Source organism: Peiella sedimenti (genome assembly GCF_030504955.1).
In the GTDB taxonomy this organism is placed as follows: domain Bacteria; phylum Pseudomonadota; class Alphaproteobacteria; order Caulobacterales; family Caulobacteraceae; genus Brevundimonas; species Brevundimonas sedimenti.
Genome location: NZ_JAUKTR010000001.1, coordinates 693,039 through 710,401 on the forward strand (window position 1 = coordinate 693,039; position 17,363 = coordinate 710,401).

Consider the following 17,363-nt stretch of genomic DNA (forward strand, 5'->3'; position numbering starts at 1 on the left):
TGGCGCCAGGCGGGAGGGGGGGCGCCGAACGCGGTGGAAGGGGAAAGGGATGCTGGCGCGGGTGATTGAGCGAGAAATTTCCCCTCGGTCTGCTCGCCTGCGGCTCGCATCCATCTCCCCATGGCTGCGCCATAGGGAGGAGACGGCTGGGACCTAGTGATACCGGCGGAACAGGCCGACCAGCTTGCCCTGCACCTCGACCTGATCAGGCCCGAAGATGCGGGTCTCATAGCGGGGGTTGGCGGGCTCGAGCGCGATGGAGGCGCCCTTGCGGCGCAGGCGCTTGAGCGTGGCTTCCTCACCCTCGACCAGGGCGACGACGATCTCGCCGGACGAGGCCGTATCGGCCTTGCGGATGATGACCATGTCGCCGTCGAGGATGCCGGCGTCGATCATGGAGTCGCCCGAGATCTCGAGCAGGTAGTGCTCGCCCGCGCCCAGCAGGGCCTCGGGCACCGGCAGGCGCTCGCGCTCGTGCTGGATGGCGGCGATGGGCGTGCCGGCGGCGATCTTGCCCAGCAGGGGCAGTTCGCGCACGTCGTTGGCGGCGTCTGACGCCGGCGCCGAGGGCAGCTTGCGCGCGCCTTCGATCACCTGGGGCTGGAAGGGCGCGCGGCCCCGGGCCGGAGCGGCGGCGGTGGCCTGTTCAGGCAGGCGCGTCACCTCCAGCGCACGGGCCCGATGGGGCAGGCGGCGCAGAAAGCCCCGTTCCTCAAGCGCGGTGATCAGGCGATGGATGCCGGACTTGGACGCCAGATCCAGCGCCTCCTTCATTTCGTCGAAGGACGGAGAGACACCGGTCTCCTTGATCCGCTCATGGATAAACATGAGCAGTTCGTGCTGTTTGCGCGTGAGCATCCGAATCCTCGGAACAAGTCGTGAACCTGAGCCGATGTTCTGCGAGTGTTCCGGTTAATTGTCAATGAACGGCTTCACGCCGCCGCAGGTTGGCTCCGCAGCACGGGGAAGCCGCGCTCCAGAAGGGTGAAGCCCCCAAACAGCAGGGCGGCGAACAGGGCGTCGCCCGCCAGGGAGTTGGCGAAGAAGGGAATCGCCGCCGCATAGCAGGCCGCCAGCCCCTCGACCGTGTGGGGATACATGGTCCCCAAGGCCCAGGTGGCGAAGTTGGTCAAGGCGAAGAAGATCACCGACCCGGCCAGGGTGACGCCGGCGATGCGGCGGGGCGTGCGCCCCTCGCGCAGCAGGAAGCCCAGCGTCGTGACCAGGGCCAGGGTGGCGTAGATGGCCCACATCTCCGCATAGAAGCCGAGCACTAGGTCGCTTATCAGCAGGGCGACCAGCGGCGCGGCGACGGCCAGCCAGCGGTTGGGGAAGAGGGCGCCGGCGAACAGGCCCATGGCCATCACCGGCGCGAAGTTCGGCGGATGCGGCACGATCCGCAGCAGGGCGGCGGTCAGAACCAGCGCGGTGAGCGCGGCCAGGCGAGCCTTGGGCATGGCGCGAATCCTCTTCAGCGGCGGGGATTGAATCCCCTTCGGTCTTCTCATGCAAGGAGGGCCCGCGTGGCGGCGGCGACGTCGGCCTGACGCATCAGGCTTTCACCGACCAGCATGGCCCGGGCGCCGGCGGCGGCCATGCGGGCGGCGTCCGCGGGTGCGAACAGGCCGCTTTCCGTCACCAGCAGGGCGCCCTGCGGCGACAGGGGCGCCAGCCGCTCGGTCACGGCGAGGTCAACATGGAAATCGCGCAGGTTTCGGTTGTTGATCCCGATCAGATCCGCTCCCAGCCGGCCCGCGCGTTCCATCTCGGCCTCGTCGTGGACCTCGACCAGGGCGTCCATGCCGAGGCGCCGGGCTTCGCTCATGAGATCGGCGGCCAGGGCGTCGTCCACCATGGCCAGGATGACCAGGATGGCGTCGGCGCCCAGGGCGCGGCTCTCGGCCACCTGCCACAGATCGACCAGGAAGTCCTTGCGCAGGCAGGGTAGGCCGACCGCCCCGCGCGCCGCGACGAGATACTCGTCACGCCCCTGAAAGCCCGGCTCGTCCGTCAGCACCGACAGGCAGGCGGCTCCGCCCGCCTCGTAGGCGCGCGCCAGGGCGGGAGGATCGAAATCGGCCCGGATCAGCCCCTTGGACGGGCTGGCCTTCTTGATCTCGGCGATGAGGGCCAGGCGCCCCGGCGCGGCGGCGCGCTCAAGGGCGGCGCGGAAACCGCGCGGCGGCGAGGCGGCGGCGGCGCGGGCCTCGATCCCGGCCTGGGAGACCTCCGCCTTGCGAGCCGCCACGTGGGCGCGCTTGGCCTCGGCGATCCGCGAGAGGATGTCGCTCATGACGCCTGGTTCTCAACCAGACGGTCCAGGGCCTGACGCGCGCGGCCCTCATCGATGGCGGCGGCGCCCAGGGCGATGCCCTCGGCCAGGGTCTCGACGCGCTCGGCCACCAGCAGGCCTGCGGCCGCGTTCAACAGCACCACATCGCGATAGGGGCCGGTCGCCCCGTCCAGCAGGCGGCGGATGGCGACGGCGTTGTGCGCCGGGTCGCCGCCGCGCAGGTCTTCTATCGTGGCGGGCGCGAGACCCACGGCCTGTGGCGTAATGCGGAAGCGCCGCAGCGCGCCGTCGCGCAGCTCGACGATGTCGGTCGGCCCGGTTGTGGTCAGTTCGTCCAGCCCGTCGCCATGCACGACCCAGGCCCGCTTCGCCCCCAGCCGCTGCAGGGCGCCGGCCACCAGATCGAGGTGCCGGGGCGTGGGCACGCCGATGACCTGACGCTCGACGCTGGCCGGGCTGATCAGCGGTCCCAGCAGATTGAACAGGGTGCGAAACCCCAGCTGGGTCCGGACCGGGACGGCCCGGGCCAGGGCGGGGTGATGGGCGGGGGCGAACATGAAGCAGACGCCCGCCTGGTCGAGCGCGCGCTTTTCAGCCTCGGGCCCGGCCTGAAGATCGACGCCGAGCTCGGACAGCACGTCCGAGGAGCCGGATTTCGACGTGGCCGCCTTGCCGCCATGCTTGGCCACGCGAACGCCGGCGCCCGCCACGACGAGCGCCGCGGCCGTGGAGATGTTCAGCGTGTGCTGGCCGTCGCCGCCGGTCCCGCACAGATCGATGGCGTCGGCAGCGCCTTCCAGCTTCAGCGAGGCGCGGCGCAGCACGCGGGCGCAGGCGGCCAGCTCGCCCACCGTTTCCCCGCGCAGGCGGATGGCGGTCAGGGCGGCGGCCAGCTGGGCATCGGTGGCGCGGCCGTCGAGGCAGGCCTCGAAGAACGTTTCGGCGTCGGCCTCGGTCAGGGTCGCGCCGTCGGCCAGCCGGGCCAGCAGGGGGCGGAAGTCCTGTTCAGACATGAGCCGACCGCTTCACGCCCGCCAGGTCGAGGAAGTTGGCCAAGAGGTCGTGCCCGTGTTCGGTCGCCACCGATTCCGGGTGGAACTGCACGCCGTGGATGGGCCGGCTGACGTGGGCCAGGCCCATGATCTCGCCGTCCTCGGTCCAGGCCGTGACCTTGAGCACGTCGGGCAGGTCGGACCGGCGCACGGCCAGGCTGTGATAGCGCGTCGCCGTGAAGGGCGAGGGCAAGCCCCTGAAGACGCTTTGCCCTTCATGATGGATAGGGCTGGTCTTCCCGTGCATCAGGGTCTGGGCCCGCACCACCGTTCCGCCGAAGATCTGGCCGATGGCCTGATGTCCCAGGCAGACGCCGAAAATGGGCAGGGTCTCGGGCGCCCGCTGGATCAATTCAAGGCAGATCCCCGCCTGGTCGGGCGCGCACGGCCCGGGCGACAGCAGCACGCCCCGGGGCTGAAGCGCCAGGGCCTCATCCACGCTGAGGGCGTCGTTGCGCGCGACATGCGTCCTGGCCCCCAACTCGGCCAGGTAGTGGACGAGGTTGTAGGTGAAGCTGTCGTAGTTATCGATGACCAGGATCATGGGCGCTTCTTAAGCACAGGCGGCGGCGCGAAGGCGACCGGGAAAGACCTCGTTAACCATGACGCGGCCACCCTTTGGGCAGATTCCAGGAGGGGAGCCGATCCATGACCGAAGCCGCTACGCAGATCGCCAGCGTCGTGGATCAGGCCCGGGCGCTGTTAAGCGATCGGCCGAAGGGGGCGGACGGTCTGATCGGCCTGTTCGGCGCCACTCTGCTGGCGGCCATGGGCGCGACCTTGCTGGCCGGGGCCGTCGTCATGGGGCCGGGCTTCGACGTGCGGGTGCAGCCGGCGGCGGAGGCTACTGCATCCCAGCCCTGATCTCGGCGCGCAGGTGGTCGATGGGCTTCAGCCCCTGGTCTGACTTGAAGCGCCAGTAGGTCCAGCCGTTGCAGGCCGGGGCGTTCTCGAGCAGGGCGCCGACCTTGTGAATCGAGCCGGTGATCTCGCCATAGGCCAGGCTGCCGTCGGCGCGGACGCGGGCCTCGCGCTCTCCCTTGGGGCAGAACAGGCGGTCTCCGGGGCGCAAAAGGCCGGCCTCGACCAGGGCGCCGAAGGGCACGCGCGGCTCGGCGCGCTTGGAGCCCATCACGGTGAGGTCCTCAGGGTTCAGCGGCTTGACCTTGTCGATGCGCTTCTGGGCCAGGCGGGCGTAGGTCTCGTCGCGCTCGATGCCGATCCAGCGGCGGCCCATCTTGCGCGCCACCGCGCCGGTGGTGCCCGAGCCGAAGAAGGGATCCAGCACCACGTCGCCCGGCCTTGAGGCGGCCAGCAGGATGCGGTGCAGCAGGGCCTCGGGCTTTTGCGTCGGGTGGGCCTTCTTGCCGGCCTCGTCCTTGAGGCGCTCCTCGCCGGTGCACAGGGCCAGCGTCCAGTCCGAGCGCATCTGGACGTCCTCGTTGAAGGCCTTCAGCGCGTCGTAGTTGAAGGTGTAGCGGGTCTGGCCGCGCCCCTTGGCCGCCCAGATCAGGGTCTCGTGCGCATTGGTGAAGCGCGTGCCCTTGAAGTTCGGCATCGGGTTCGACTTGCGCCAGATGATGTCGTTCAGCACCCAGAAGCCGAGGTCCTGAACCGCCACGCCCAGGCGGAAGATGTTGTGATAGCTGCCGATCACCCAGATCGTGCCCTCGTCCTTGAGCACGCGGCGGCATTCAGCCAGCCACTCGCGGGTAAAGGCGTCGTAGGCGGCGAAGCTCTCGAACTGGTCCCACTCGTCGTCGACGGCGTCGACCTTGGAGTTGTCGGGGCGCAGCAGGTCGCCGCCCAGCTGGAGGTTGTAGGGAGGGTCGGCGAAGATGAGGTCGACCGAACGGTCCGGCAGGCTCTTCAGCCGCTCGATGCAGTCGCCGATGAGGATCACGTCGGTCGCGACGGTCATGGATGAGCCTTCCCCAACTCCGGAAAAAGGACTCTGAGCGGCAACACGGTTAAGGTCGGGTTGATTCCGAAGGGATTCTGGCGGTCTTGATCAAGTACATCGGCTCCAAACGCGCGCTGATCGCCCCGCTGATGTCGGTGGTGGGGCAGATCCTGCCGGAGCAGGGCCGTGTCTGTGATCTGTTCAGCGGGTCGGCCCGCGTGGGGCATGCCCTGAAGGCGCTGGGGCATCAGGTTCACGCCAATGACCACAACGCCTTTGCGCACGTGCTGGCGACGGCCCTGGTGCAGGCGGATAAGGAGCGGTGGTCGGCCCCCGCGGCAAAGGTCCTGGCCGAGCTGTCGGCGCTGAAGCCCGAGCCGGGCTGGTTCACCCGCACCTTCTGCGAGGAGGCGCGCTTCTTCACGCCGGAGAACGGGGCCCGCATCGACGCCATGCGCGAACGCATCGCGGCTCTGGCGCTGGAGCCGGAGCTTGAGGCGATCGCACTGGCCAGCCTGATCCGGGCGGCGGACCGTGTGGACTCCACGGCCGGTGTGCAGATGGCCTTCATGAAGCGGTGGGCGCCCCGGGCCCTGAAGCCGCTGGAGTTGCGCCTGCCCGAGATGGCCCCGGGGGTCGGGGCCCGCTGCCTGGCGACCTGTGCGGACGCCGAGGCCGTGGCCGCCGAGGTGGAAGCGGACCTGGTCTATCTGGACCCGCCCTATAACCAGCACTCGTACCTGGGGAACTACCACGTCTGGGAGAGCCTGGTGCGCTGGGACAAGCCCGAAGTCTATGGCGTGGCGCGCAAGCGGCTGGACGTGCGGGAGCGCAAGAGCGCCTTCAACAGCCGCAAGGGCATTCTGCCGGCGCTGGAGCGGGTGATCGGCGAGCTGAGCGCGCCGCGCCTGATCGTCTCCTTCAACGACGAGGGTTTCGTCACGCGGGAGGACATGGAGCGCATCCTGCTGGCTACCGGGCGCGCCGTACGCGTGGTGGAGCTGCCTCACAGCCGCTACGTCGGCGCGCGCATCGGCATCCACAATCCCAAGGGCGAGAAGGTGGGGCGGGTCGGGCGACTGACCAATGTGGAGCGGCTGTTCATCGCTCTGGACCCCGCGCTGGAGCCCAGGCTGGCCGCCTAGACTATTCGGAACCGCCAGAGTCCGGGGCCGTTCTTACCCGCCGAAGGAGGAACGGCCATGCGTGCTTATGTGGACCGAGCCGAAGGTTGGCAGGCCTATGAGGAAGTCCAGAGCTGGAGCGGCTTCGACCGCCCGGCGCCGGCGACGGCCGAGACCTCCCCGGCTCAGCAGGCCAGCGTCTGGGATAGGGACGAGGCCTTTGACGGGGTCATGGCCGTGCTGGGCGGCGTGATCTTCGCCCTCGGCGGCGCCCTGACCGGGCTTTGGCTGCAGCTTTAGGGCGTTATGGCCGCTATCTCGACCGGCTGGGCGGGTAGCTCGGCCGGCGGCGGCGGCGGAGCCGGCACGACGGCGGTGCGCGCGCCTTCGGCGATGAGCGCCAGCGAGTCCGGCCGCTGGCCCAGCAGCCGCTGGTAGATCCAGTAGGCCGCGGCCACCTCTTCCACGTACTGGCGCGCCTGCGGGATCGGTAGGGTCTCAATCAGCAGAAGGGCGTCCGCATCGGGCGGCAGACGGCGCAGGGTCTGCAGCATCGGCGCGGGGCCGGCGTTGTAGGAGGCGACGCTGCGCAGCAGATCGCGCTCGAACTCGGGCCAGGCCAGCATGCGGTTGAGATAGGTCTGGCCGAGGCGCAGGTTCAGCGCCGGCTCAAGAAGTCTGCGCGGCTCTCGCGCCAGGCCGGGATCGCGGTCGATCTCCGCCGCCGTCGTCGGCATCACCTGCATCAGGCCGTAGGCGCCCGCAGAGCTGACCGTCGAGGGATCGAAGCGGCTTTCCTTGCGGGCCAAGGCGTAGACGAGGGCGCGATCCACGGTGAAGCCGCCCTGGGGCTGAAGGTCCGGCATGGGATAGTCGGCGGCGTCGATGAAGGTGCTTTCCGGCGTCGTCACCAGGGGGCCCAGATCTATGGCCAGGGCGATCCAGCGATTGATGTCGCGTTCGTCGGTGGCGGTGCGCAGGCCCCGGCGGATCATGTTGGCGGCCTCGACCCGGCGGCCGACCTCCATGAGGGCGATGGCGTAGCGGGCGCGGGGTTCGCCGCGCACGAAGGCGTCCAGGTCCACGTTGGGCGGCGCGCGGCGGGCGACCGGCGGCGGGCGCAGACTATCGTAGGCGCGAGGCCCCAGGCCGATGATCTCGGGTTCACGGCCCAACCTGGCAAGGGCCAGCTGTCCGTAGAAGGTGTTGGGCCAGCGGGCGGCCGTCTCGAGCAGGGCGTTGGCCTCTTCCGGCCGGCCCGTGGCCAGAGCGGTGCGCGCGCCCCAGAAGGCCCCGCCGGCCCGGACCCAGATGTCCTCGGTCGGGTCATCGGCCACGCGGCGGAAATGATAGAGCGCCGTACCCGCCGAGCCCATGCGGTAGGCGGCCAGGCCCGCCACCCACTGCTCGCCGCGTTCGACCGCCAGCTGATAGGCGCGGGTGAAATCGTCGGCGTTCAGCGCCTCGCGCGCGGCGCGGGGACCTTCGAGGGGCTCGCCGTCCGGACCCAGCCGCTCGGGCCGAGGCGGGGGCGGCGCCCCCTCGGGCTGCTTACGCAGGGCCAGACGGTAGACGCGGCCGGCGCGGGGCTCGTCGCCATACTGTTCAAGCCAGGCGACCAGCTCCTCGTAGGTTGAGACATAGTTGCGGTGGAACAGCTTTTCGAAGGTCAGCGGCCCCATGAGGATCGGGTCGGTGATCCGTCCCGCCGCGGCGTCATAGGCGGCGAAGTCGCCGGCCGCGGCGGCGGCGAAGGCGGCGCGATAGGCGTCGCGGTTGGAAGACGACAGGACTTCAGGCGCACGGGCGGCGGCGGGCGCGGCCGCCAGCAGCAGAATCAGAAGCGCACAGGCCGCCCCCCAGAAGCGCCGTACCAAATCCATACTGTCGTCCCTCGAACCCTCGCGGCCGTGCAAGCCGCGCGCCGCCCTTCGCTGACACGTCGTTAGGGCCGGCCCCTCGATCAGGAGCGGAGCCTATTCGCCGGGTCCGCCTGCGCCAAGCCGGGCGGCCAGAGTCAAAATGTCGCTCCAGGCGCGCCCCTTCGCGGCGGGCTGGCGTAGCAGGAAGGCGGGGTGCAGCGTGGGCATGACCGGCAGCTCCAGCTCGCCATCGATGCGCCAGCTTCCCCAGTTTCCCCGAACCTTGAGGATGCCGTCGGTGGTCTTCAGAACCGACCGGGCGGCCGCCGCCCCGACCAGCAGCACCGCCTTGGGTCGCACCAGCTGAGCCGTGCGTTCGACGAACGGGGCGCAGATGGCCTGGTCGCCGGGGGAGGGCGTGGCGTTGCCGGGCGGGCGCCAGTAGACCGTATTGGTGATCAGGGCCTTGTCCAGCAGGCCCGCCGCCTCGAGCATACGGTCGAGCAGTTTTCCGGCGCGTCCGACAAAGGGCTCGCCGCGCGCGTCCTCATCTGCGCCGGGCGCCTCTCCGATGACAAGCAGCGGGGCGTCCGGACGCCCCCGCGAGAACACGGCCTGACGCGCCCCAGAGCGCTTCAGAGCGCAGCCGTCGAAGGCCGCGACGGCCTCCTTCAGTTGTTCCAGCGTCTCGGCCGCCTGGGCGGCTTCGCGCGCCAGGGCGACGGCGTGGGACAGATCGATACGCTCATCGCCAGCGCCGGTCCCGGCTGCGGCCGCGGCCCGGAGGGCGGCGACCACCGCCTTGGGCTGGGGCGCCTGGAGCCGGCGGTCCACCGGCGCTTCCTCAAGACAGGCGTCCACGCCTGCATCGCGCCAGAAGGCGAGCAGGCTCTCAAGGGCGCGGTCGTGGGCCGAAGCGGCGAGCATGCCCATGGGATAGTCCTTGACCGGCCGCGCGTCACCTTCCGATAAAGCCTTTGCGCCGCGCGGCCGCGCGAGGATGAGACAAGGACGCCTGCATGACCGAAGACACCCAGCGCGAGTCGATGGAATACGACGTGGTCATCGTGGGCGGCGGGCCCGCGGGCCTGGGCGCTGCCATCCGCCTGAAGCAGCAGGCCCAGGCGCAGGGACGTGACGTCAGCGTCGTCGTGCTGGAGAAGGGCTCCGAGATCGGCGCGCATATCCTGTCAGGCGCGGTGATCGACACCAGCGGCCTGAGCGCCCTGTTCCCCGACTGGAAGGAACGCGGCGCGCCCTTGGACACGCCGGTCACCAAGGACCGCTTCGTGGTGCTGGGCCCGCAAGGGTCGCTGGACATCAGCTGGCTGCCGCAGCCGCCCTACATGAAGAACCACGGGGCCTATATCGGCTCGCTGGCCAATCTGTGCCGCTGGCTGGGCGAACAGGCCGAGGCGCTGGGCGTCGAGGTCTATCCGGGCATGGCCGCCAGCCAGCCCATCTGGGACGAGGCGACCGGCGCGCTGAAGGGCGTGGTGGCCGGGGTCTTCGGCGTCGGCCGCGACGGTCAGCCCAAGCCAGATTACCAGCCTGGAATGGACGTGCTGGGCAAGTACGTTCTGTTGGCGGAGGGCGCGCGCGGCTCACTCTCCAAGCAGGTGCAGAAGCGCTTCGCCCTGACCGACGGACGCGATCCGCAGAAGTACGGCATCGGCCTGAAGGAAATCTGGGAGCTGGCGCCGGAGAAGCACCGGAAGGGCCTGGCCCAGCACACCCTGGGCTGGCCGCTGGACGACAAGACCGGCGGCGGCAGCTTCATCTATCACTTCGGCGACAACCTGGCGGCGGTGGGCTTCGTGGTGCACCTGAACTACGCCAACCCGTACCTGTCGCCCTATGACGAGTTCCAGCGCTTCAAGACGCACCCGGACGTGCGCGAGATGCTGGAGGGCGGGCGGCGCCTGTCCTACGGCGCCCGGGCCATCACCGAGGGCGGCTATCAGTCGGTGCCGAGGCTGGCCTTCCCGGGCGGGGCGCTGATCGGCTGTTCGGCGGGCTTTGTGAACGTGCCCCGGATCAAGGGCAGCCACAACGCCATCCGCACCGGCATCCTGGCGGCGGACGCCGTGCTGGAGGCCCTGGCGGCCGGACGCTCGGGCGATGTGCTGGAAGGCTATCAGACGGCCTATGAGGCCTCGGCCGTGGCTAAGGAACTGCGCCTGGTGCGCAATGTGAAGCCGCTGCTGTCGAAGTTCGGCACCACGATCGGCACCCTGCTGGCGGGCGTGGACATGCAGATCACGCGCCTGCTGGGCGGCTGGTCGCCCTTCGGCACGCTGAAGCACGGCAAGACCGACGCGGAGTCCACCGGCCCGGCCAAGGATCACAAGCCCATCGCCTATCCCAAGCCGGACGGCGTGGTGACCTTCGACAAGCTGTCCTCAGTGTTCATCTCGAACACCAACCACGAGGAGGATCAGCCCGTGCACCTGCGGCTGATCGACCCGAACGTCCCCATCCAGGTGAATCTGCCGCGCTATGGCGAGCCGGCGCGCCTATATTGCCCGGCCGGCGTCTACGAGGTGCTGTACGACGACGCCGGAGAGAATCCGCGCTTCCAGATCAACGCCCAGAACTGCGTCCATTGCAAAACCTGCGATATCAAGGATCCCAGCCAGAATATCGACTGGACGACGCCCGAGGGCGGCGGGGGCCCCAACTATCCGAACATGTGAGGCGGCCCCGAAGTCCATGCGCGTCCTGAGCCTGATCCTGGCCCTCTCGGCCCTGCCCGCGGCCGCCCTGGCCGACAGCCCCCTCACCATCCAGCAGGGCGCCGATCCCCTGGGGGCGACGTCGGACTACAGCCAGTTCCTGATGGGCCGCTACGCCATGGCCAGCGGCAACGCCGAGCGGGCGGCCGCGGCCTATGCGGCGGTCGGCGAACTGCCGTCCGAGGACCGACCTCTGGTCGAGAACGCCTTCGTCTCGGCCCTGTTCGCGGGCGAGATCGACCTGGCGGCGCGGCTGGCGCCCGACATGACCGAGGCCTCGACCCTGCTGAAGGAGTCCGCGCGGCTGGCCCAGCTGCTCCAGGCGCTGAAGCAGGGGCGCGGCGCGGACGCCGAGGTCCTGATCCAGACGCCCCTGGAGGGACCACACGCCGGGGTCGGCGCCCTGCTGAAGCCCATCGCCCAGGCCATGGTCGGCCGCTGGGACGTGGCGACGGCGGCGCCGGAGGGCGAGCAGCAGCCGGTCCAGGCCCTGTTCGGCGAGTACCACCGCGCGCTGCTGCTGGAGCACCAGCGCCGCTTTGACGAGGCGGACGTCATCTATCAGCGCCTGCTGACCCAGTCGGCGCCCATGTCGCTGTTCGTGGAGCCCTACGCCCGCTTCCTGGAGCGGCAGGGCAAGCGCCGCGAGGCGCGTCAGGTGCGCGCCGCGCACGCCAGTGATCTGGACAGTGGTCTGCCGGTGTTCCAGCCGCCCCAGGGTCTGCCCAGCCTGACCGAGATCGCGGCCCTGGCGCTGACCGAGCAGGCGGGCATGGCCATGAGCGCCGAGAGCAACGAGCTGGCCGCCGTCTATCTGCGCATGGCGCTGTATCTGCAGCCGCATACCCCAGGGGCATGGGCGGCGCTGGGCGACGTGCTGGACGGCGCCGACATGGATGCCGCGGCCCGCGCCGCCTGGCAGCGGGTGTCGCCCACCGACCCTTACTATTCGGCGGCCCTGACCCAGCTGGCCTTCAACCTGCAGGCGGCAGGGCAGGGGGCGAACGCCATCGCTACGGCGCGGCGGGCGGTCGAGGCGGCGTCGGCGGCAGAGCGCGACAACGCCCTGATGGCCCTGGCGGGCGTGCTGAACGCCGAGGGCCGCTACGCCGAGGCGCTGGCGGCTCTGGACCAGCTGCGCCAGCCGCTGGCGCAGCAGCCCTGGCAGACGCGCTTCACGCGCGGCGTGGCCTTTGAGCGGCTGGACCGTTTCGCCGAGGCGGAGGCCGAATTCCAGGCCGCCCTGGCGCTGAACGCCAACAGCGCCGAGGTTCTGAACTACCTCGGCTATATGTGGGTCGACCGGGGCGTGAAGGTCGACGAGGGCACGGCTCTGATCGAGCGGGCTGCGGCCATAGAGCCCTCGTCGGGGGCGATCCAGGACTCCCTTGGCTGGGCGCGGTTCCGCCAGGGCCAGTATGAGCTGGCGGTGACGCTGCTGGAGACGGCGGTGCTGGCCGAACCCAGCGATCCGGACATCAACGAGCACCTGGGGGACGCCTATCTGCAGGTGGGCCGCCGCCGCGAGGCCGCGTACCAGTGGCGGCGCGTGCTGACGCTGGAGCCGACCGACGCCCAGCGCGCGGCCGTTGAGGCCAAGCTGCGCGACCTGGAGGCGGACGCCGGGTGAGCCTGGACGGCGGCGTGAAACGGGCGGCGCCGGCCAAGGTCAATCTGTACCTGCACGTGGGCCCGCCCGCACCGGACGGCTATCATCCGGTCGAAAGCTGGAGCGTCTTCGCCGATGTGGGCGATCAGGTGCTCTCCCGCCCTGCGGACGCGACTTCGCTGAAGGTCGAGGGGCCGTTCGGCGTCGAGGTCCCGACGGACGTCGAGAACCTGATCCTGAAGGCGCTGGCGATGGCCGGCGCCGGGCCGGCGGCGGTGACCCTGGACAAGCGCCTGCCGGTGGCGGCGGGGCTGGGCGGCGGCACCTCCGACGCGGGCGCGGCCCTGCTGGCGGCGCGGGACCTGGGACTGACCGAACTGGATGACGCCGGGCTGGAAGCGGTCATGGCGCGGCTGGGCGCGGACGGCCCGCTGTGCCTGTGGGGGCGGGCCGCCGTCGCGCGGGGACGGGGAGAGCGGCTGACGCCCGCGCCCTTTGCGCCGCCCTTGGCCGCCGTGCTGGTCAATCCGCGCGCCCCGTCGCCGACCGGCGCGGTCTATCGGGCCTATGACGCCGCGCCCCGGCCTCTGGAGGCGGTGGATCTGCCGGATCGGTTCGCGAGCCCCGAAGCTGTCGCGGCGTTCCTGCGCGAACGGACGCGCAACGATCTGGAGACCCCGGCCATGGGTCTGGCGCCCGCCATCGGCCAGGTGCTGGCGGCGCTGGAGCCGCTGCCTGGCGTGCTGCTGACGCGGATGTCGGGATCGGGGGCGACCTGCTTCGCCCTGTTCAGCGACAGGGCGGCGGCGCAGGACGCGGCGCGGCGTCTGACCGAGGCGCGACCGGACTGGTGGGTGCAGGCCTGCGTCCTGGCCTGAGGCCGCTCCCCATAGAATACTGTCAAGCTTATATCGCGTATGCTCAAGCTAGACGATGAAACCATCGTCGGCGATCGTCGTTTACTGAGCCGGAACCAAGTCCCTCGCTGGTCGATCAGCTTAACCTGACCTTGCGGGCTCCCACAAGACTTGGGCGAAGACTGAACGATAGGAGAGTGACGGATATGCGTCGCATGATGATGGCTATGGGCTGCGCCAGCGCGGCCCTGATTCTCGCTTCGGCCGCCAACGCCCAGGATCCGGGCGATCCCGGCACCCGCACGGACGACCATACCTGCATGGCCCTGGCCATGGAGGCCAACGAGGCGGCCGAGAACAACATGTCCGAGAACACCGGCCGCCGCTACGGCTCCGGCGAGGCCACCCCGGCTGAGCGGGAGTACAAGCAGGAGTGCATGGCCCCGACCACCTCGCGCATGTATTCCTCGACGGCGGTGACGACGAACGAGAATCTGTCGAGCACCACCGTTTCCGGCACCACCGGCGTCGGCACGCCGATCCTGCCGCCGCGCACCGAGCTGATCACCAACGGCCCCGTGCCCGACACCCCGGCCAACCGCGCCCGCTACGGCGGTCCGAACAGCCGCGCCGGTCAGATGACGGCGCCGCGGGGCAACTGATCCCTCGATCAGCCTAAGCCTTTCTTGAAGGCATGGACGGCGGGCCCTATGGTCCGCCGTCTTTTTTGCGCCTGCGAACACCGTGACAACCGAGCCGCTTTCCTTCCAGGACCTGATCCTGACCCTGCAACGCTACTGGGGCCAGCGAGGCTGCGCCCTGCTGCAGCCCTATGACGTGGAGGTGGGGGCCGGCACCCTGCATCCGGCTACGGTGCTGCGCGCCCTGGGGCCGCGTCCGTGGAAGGCGGCCTATGTGCAGCCCAGCCGGCGGCCCGGCGACGGACGCTATGGCGAGAACCCGAACCGGCTGCAGCACTATTACCAATTTCAGGTGATCCTGAAGCCGAACCCGGACGACCTTCAGGAACAGTATCTGGGGTCGCTGGCGGCCATCGGCATCGATCCCAAGCTGCACGACATCCGCTTTGTCGAGGACGACTGGGAGAACCCGACGGTCGGCGCCTGGGGGCTGGGCTGGGAGGTCTGGTGCGACGGCATGGAGGTGACCCAGTTCACCTATTTCCAGGGCGTCGGCGGCATCGAGGTCGACGTCGTCTCGGGCGAGCTGACCTACGGGCTGGAGCGTCTGGCCATGTATGTCCAGGGCGTCGACAATGTTTACGACCTGAAATTCAACAACGACGGCCTGACCTATGGCGAGGTCTTCCTGGAGAACGAGCGCCAGCAGTCGGAAGCCAACTTCCACGGCTATGACGTCGACGGGCTGAAGCGCCGCTTCGACGACATGGTGGCTGAGGTGGAGCGCCTGCTGGCCATGCAGGGGCCGCAAGGCCAGGCGCTGGTCCTGCCCGCCTACGACCAGGTTTTGAAGGCCAGCCACCTGTTCAACCTAATGGATGCGCGGGGCGCCATCGCCGTGGCCGAACGGCAGAGCTACATCGGCCGCATCCGCGATCTCTGTAAGGCCTGCGCCACCGAATGGGTCGAGCAGGAAAGGGGGCGCGTCTGATGCCCCAGCTGCTTCTGGAACTGTTTTCCGAAGAGATCCCCGCGCGCATGCAGGCGGGCGCGGCGCGCGACCTGCATCGGCTGATGACCGAACGGCTGAGCGCGGCGGGCCTGGCCTTTGAGCAGGCCCGGGTCTTCGCCGGGCCGCGGCGGCTGACGCTGGTCATTGACGGCCTGCCGGAGGCGACGCCCGACCTGTCGGAGGAGCTGAAGGGCCCGCGCACCAGCGCGCCTGACCAGGCGCTGGAGGGCTTCCTGCGCAAGACGGGCCTGACCCGCGAGCAGCTGACCGAACGGGACGGGGTCTGGTTCGCCGAGATCAACCGCGCCGGCCGCCCGGCGGCCCAGGTCATCGCCGAGGCGGTGGACCAGACGGTGCGCGCCTTTCCCTGGCCGAAGTCCATGCGCTGGGGGTCTGGAACGCTGCGCTGGGTGCGGCCGCTGAAGCGCATCGTCTGCGTCTTCGGGAGCGAGGTGGTCGCGTTCGACATCGATGGGATCGCGTCCGGCGACGAGACCCAGGGGCACCGCTTCCTCGGCTCGGGCCAGCCCTTCGCCGTGCGGGACTTCGACGACTACCGGCACAAGCTGGAGGTGGAGCGGGTCATCCTGGACGCCGCCCAGCGCAAGGCCCGCATCCTGGAAGGCGCGCGCGCCGTGTGCGCCGCCAAGGGGCTGGAGCTGGTCGAGGACGAGGGCCTCCTGGAAGAGGTCGCCGGCCTGGCCGAATGGCCGACGCCGATCCTGGGGGCCATGGACCCGCAGTTCCTGGACCTTCCGCCCGAGGTGGTGCGCCTGTCCATGAAGACGCACCAGAAGTACTTCGCCGTACGCGATCCGCTGAACGACCGGCTGGCGCCCCACTTCGTGGTGGTGGCCAATGTGGAGGCTTCCGACGGCGGGATGGCCCTGGCCGCGGGCAATGCGCGGGTGCTGTCGGCCCGGCTGAACGACGCGCGCTTCTTCTGGGACGAGGACCTGAAGACGGGCTTTGACGCCTGGCTGAAGAAGCTGGAAGGCGTCACCTTCCACGCTAAGCTGGGAACGATGGCCGAGCGGGTCGAGCGCATCGCCGCCCTGGCCCGCGAGATCGCGCCCCTGGTGGGCGCCGACCCGGATCAGGCCGAACAGGCGGCGCGCCTGGCCAAGGCCGACCTGGCCAGCGGCATGGTGGGCGAGTTCCCCGAACTGCAGGGGATCATGGGCGGGTATTACCTTCGCGCTGCCGGTAGTGCAGACGCGATCGCCGACGCCGTGCGCGATCACTACAAGCCGCAGGGGCCGAACGATCAGGTCCCGACCGCGCCCCTGACCGTGGCGGTGGCGCTGGCCGACAAGCTGGACACCCTGGTCGGCTTCTTCGCCATCGATGAGAAGCCGACGGGCTCGAAGGACCCCTTCGCCCTGAGGCGCGCGGCGCTGGGCGTGATCCGGCTGGTGCTGGAGAACGGGGTACGCGCGCCGCTCCGAGCTGTCTTCACCCTCCGATTTGAGACGATCATTCGACAGCTTCATCAGCAAGGTCGAGCTCCGCTCGAAGCTGCTGTAGAGGGGTTGCGCCCGTCGATTGGTGAGGTCCAGGCAGATCAAGCTCAGAGGGCTGTGACTTGGACGGACCGCTCCGAGGGCTTTGCAGTTTGGGTGCTGGGTGAGGCGGACGAGAAAGCTCGCGACCTCCTCGCCTTCTTCGCTGACCGCCTGAAGGTCCTGCTGCGCGATCAGGGCAAGCGTCACGATCTGGTGGACGCGGTGTTCGCGCTGGGCGACGACGATCTGGTACGCATCGTGCGCCGGGTCGAGGCGTTGGAGGCGTTTCTGGCCACCGACGACGGGGCGAACCTGCTGGCCGGCTATCGCCGCGCCGCTAACATCCTGAAGGCCGAAGCCAAGAAGGGCCCGCTACCCGAGGCGGGAGCCATTGATCTGGCCGCCCTGACCCTGGACGACGAACGCGCCCTGGCCGTCAGCGTAGCCCAGGCCCGCACCGACGTGGACGCGGCCTTGCACGCCGAGGATTTCGCCGGGGCCATGGCTTCTCTGGCCCGGCTGCGCGCGCCGGTGGACGCCTTCTTCGAGGGCGTGCTGGTGAACTCGGACATTGCCTCGGAGCGCGAGAACCGCCTGCGCCTGCTCATGCAGGTGCGTGACGTCATGGGCCGCGTGGCGGACTTCAGCCAGATCGGGGGCTAGTCCCCCGTGTCTCCTCCCCATCCAGTACGGGGAGGAGACAGAAATGGCCGCCGCCTTTACAGAATCACGCGCGAGGGCAATGACTTAGGCTTCAGTCCGTTTGGAGT

At 69.8% G+C, this 17,363-nt stretch carries 17 protein-coding genes; 9 read left to right on the plus strand and 8 right to left on the minus strand.

Annotated elements, in window-relative coordinates; all coding sequences use genetic code 11:
* Positions 1-153: 153 nt before the first annotated feature.
* From lexA to Q0812_RS03615, 5 genes are all read right to left on the minus strand, one after another.
* Positions 154-858, minus strand: coding sequence for a transcriptional repressor LexA (lexA, locus tag Q0812_RS03595; protein WP_302108919.1), 705 nt, complete (start codon positions 856-858; stop codon positions 154-156).
* Positions 859-932: 74 nt separating this feature from the next.
* Positions 933-1,457 (minus strand): DUF6580 family putative transport protein, encoded by a 525-nt coding sequence (locus tag Q0812_RS03600; RefSeq protein WP_302108920.1) that lies wholly within the window; start codon positions 1,455-1,457, stop codon positions 933-935.
* Positions 1,458-1,504: 47 nt separating this feature from the next.
* The gene (gene trpC / locus Q0812_RS03605; RefSeq protein ID WP_302108921.1) at positions 1,505-2,293 is read right to left on the minus strand and encodes an indole-3-glycerol phosphate synthase TrpC; all 789 of its coding nucleotides are present in this window, start codon (positions 2,291-2,293) and stop codon (positions 1,505-1,507) included.
* On the minus strand, positions 2,290-3,306 hold the full coding sequence (gene trpD / locus Q0812_RS03610) for an anthranilate phosphoribosyltransferase (protein ID WP_302108922.1): 1,017 nt from the start codon (positions 3,304-3,306) through the stop codon (positions 2,290-2,292). Before trpD ends, trpC begins: the two co-directional genes overlap by 4 nt.
* Positions 3,299-3,889 (minus strand): anthranilate synthase component II, encoded by a 591-nt coding sequence (locus Q0812_RS03615; protein WP_302108923.1) that lies wholly within the window; start codon positions 3,887-3,889, stop codon positions 3,299-3,301. The genes trpD and Q0812_RS03615 overlap by 8 nt, the downstream gene beginning before the upstream one ends.
* A gap of 104 nt (positions 3,890-3,993) precedes the next feature.
* On the opposite strand from Q0812_RS03615, the gene Q0812_RS03620 reads away from it, so the two are divergent.
* Entirely contained in the window at positions 3,994-4,209 is a 216-nt protein-coding gene (locus Q0812_RS03620) for a hypothetical protein (RefSeq protein ID WP_302108924.1), read from the plus strand.
* Here Q0812_RS03620 and Q0812_RS03625 read toward each other — a convergent pair.
* Positions 4,190-5,266, minus strand: a complete 1,077-nt coding sequence (locus Q0812_RS03625) for a site-specific DNA-methyltransferase (RefSeq protein ID WP_302108925.1) — start codon at positions 5,264-5,266, stop codon at positions 4,190-4,192. The two genes, Q0812_RS03620 and Q0812_RS03625, sit on opposite strands and share 20 nt — an antisense overlap.
* 86 nt (positions 5,267-5,352) lie before the next feature.
* Between Q0812_RS03625 and Q0812_RS03630 the strand changes: the two genes are divergently transcribed.
* Positions 5,353-6,393, plus strand: a complete 1,041-nt coding sequence (locus Q0812_RS03630) for a DNA adenine methylase (protein WP_302108926.1) — start codon at positions 5,353-5,355, stop codon at positions 6,391-6,393.
* A gap of 57 nt (positions 6,394-6,450) precedes the next feature.
* On the plus strand, positions 6,451-6,672 hold the full coding sequence (locus Q0812_RS03635) for a hypothetical protein (protein WP_302108927.1): 222 nt from the start codon (positions 6,451-6,453) through the stop codon (positions 6,670-6,672).
* Here the strand turns inward: Q0812_RS03635 and Q0812_RS03640 are convergent.
* Both Q0812_RS03640 and Q0812_RS03645 read right to left on the minus strand, forming a co-directional pair.
* Positions 6,669-8,255, minus strand: a complete 1,587-nt coding sequence (locus Q0812_RS03640) for a lytic transglycosylase domain-containing protein (RefSeq protein ID WP_302108928.1) — start codon at positions 8,253-8,255, stop codon at positions 6,669-6,671. The genes Q0812_RS03635 and Q0812_RS03640 overlap by 4 nt on opposite strands.
* Positions 8,256-8,348: 93 nt before the next feature.
* Positions 8,349-9,161 (minus strand): uracil-DNA glycosylase, encoded by an 813-nt coding sequence (locus Q0812_RS03645; protein WP_302108929.1) that lies wholly within the window; start codon positions 9,159-9,161, stop codon positions 8,349-8,351.
* A 92-nt stretch (positions 9,162-9,253) separates the two neighbouring features.
* Between Q0812_RS03645 and Q0812_RS03650 the strand changes: the two genes are divergently transcribed.
* From Q0812_RS03650 to glyS, 6 genes are all read left to right on the plus strand, one after another.
* Positions 9,254-10,930, plus strand: coding sequence for an electron transfer flavoprotein-ubiquinone oxidoreductase (locus Q0812_RS03650; RefSeq protein ID WP_302108930.1), 1,677 nt, complete (start codon positions 9,254-9,256; stop codon positions 10,928-10,930).
* Positions 10,931-10,946: 16 nt separating this feature from the next.
* Positions 10,947-12,599: a tetratricopeptide repeat protein gene (locus Q0812_RS03655; protein WP_302108931.1), complete on the plus strand. Its 1,653-nt coding sequence runs from the start codon at positions 10,947-10,949 to the stop codon at positions 12,597-12,599.
* Positions 12,596-13,456, plus strand: coding sequence for a 4-(cytidine 5'-diphospho)-2-C-methyl-D-erythritol kinase (locus tag Q0812_RS03660; protein ID WP_425281538.1), 861 nt, complete (start codon positions 12,596-12,598; stop codon positions 13,454-13,456). Before Q0812_RS03655 ends, Q0812_RS03660 begins: the two co-directional genes overlap by 4 nt.
* 185 nt (positions 13,457-13,641) lie before the next feature.
* Positions 13,642-14,097: a hypothetical protein gene (locus Q0812_RS03665; RefSeq protein ID WP_302108932.1), complete on the plus strand. Its 456-nt coding sequence runs from the start codon at positions 13,642-13,644 to the stop codon at positions 14,095-14,097.
* Positions 14,098-14,179: 82 nt separating this feature from the next.
* Positions 14,180-15,067, plus strand: a complete 888-nt coding sequence (locus tag Q0812_RS03670; protein ID WP_302108933.1) for a glycine--tRNA ligase subunit alpha — start codon at positions 14,180-14,182, stop codon at positions 15,065-15,067.
* Complete coding sequence (gene glyS, locus Q0812_RS03675) at positions 15,067-17,256, plus strand: glycine--tRNA ligase subunit beta (protein WP_302108934.1); 2,190 nt, start codon at positions 15,067-15,069, stop codon at positions 17,254-17,256. Before Q0812_RS03670 ends, glyS begins: the two co-directional genes overlap by 1 nt.
* The last annotated feature ends 107 nt before the right edge of the window (positions 17,257-17,363 follow it).

Coding starts and splice junctions, on each gene's coding strand:
- lexA (WP_302108919.1), bottom strand. CDS start 858: ATGCTCACGCGCAAACAGCACGAACTGCTCATGTTTATCCATGAGCGG.
- Q0812_RS03600 (WP_302108920.1), bottom strand. CDS start 1,457: ATGCCCAAGGCTCGCCTGGCCGCGCTCACCGCGCTGGTTCTGACCGCC.
- trpC (WP_302108921.1), bottom strand. CDS start 2,293: ATGAGCGACATCCTCTCGCGGATCGCCGAGGCCAAGCGCGCCCACGTG.
- trpD (WP_302108922.1), bottom strand. CDS start 3,306: ATGTCTGAACAGGACTTCCGCCCCCTGCTGGCCCGGCTGGCCGACGGC.
- Q0812_RS03615 (WP_302108923.1), bottom strand. CDS start 3,889: ATGATCCTGGTCATCGATAACTACGACAGCTTCACCTACAACCTCGTC.
- Q0812_RS03620 (WP_302108924.1), top strand. CDS start 3,994: ATGACCGAAGCCGCTACGCAGATCGCCAGCGTCGTGGATCAGGCCCGG.
- Q0812_RS03625 (WP_302108925.1), bottom strand. CDS start 5,266: ATGACCGTCGCGACCGACGTGATCCTCATCGGCGACTGCATCGAGCGG.
- Q0812_RS03635 (WP_302108927.1), top strand. CDS start 6,451: ATGCGTGCTTATGTGGACCGAGCCGAAGGTTGGCAGGCCTATGAGGAA.
- Q0812_RS03640 (WP_302108928.1), bottom strand. CDS start 8,255: ATGGATTTGGTACGGCGCTTCTGGGGGGCGGCCTGTGCGCTTCTGATT.
- Q0812_RS03645 (WP_302108929.1), bottom strand. CDS start 9,161: ATGCTCGCCGCTTCGGCCCACGACCGCGCCCTTGAGAGCCTGCTCGCC.
- Q0812_RS03650 (WP_302108930.1), top strand. CDS start 9,254: ATGACCGAAGACACCCAGCGCGAGTCGATGGAATACGACGTGGTCATC.
- Q0812_RS03655 (WP_302108931.1), top strand. CDS start 10,947: ATGCGCGTCCTGAGCCTGATCCTGGCCCTCTCGGCCCTGCCCGCGGCC.
- Q0812_RS03665 (WP_302108932.1), top strand. CDS start 13,642: ATGCGTCGCATGATGATGGCTATGGGCTGCGCCAGCGCGGCCCTGATT.
- glyS (WP_302108934.1), top strand. CDS start 15,067: ATGCCCCAGCTGCTTCTGGAACTGTTTTCCGAAGAGATCCCCGCGCGC.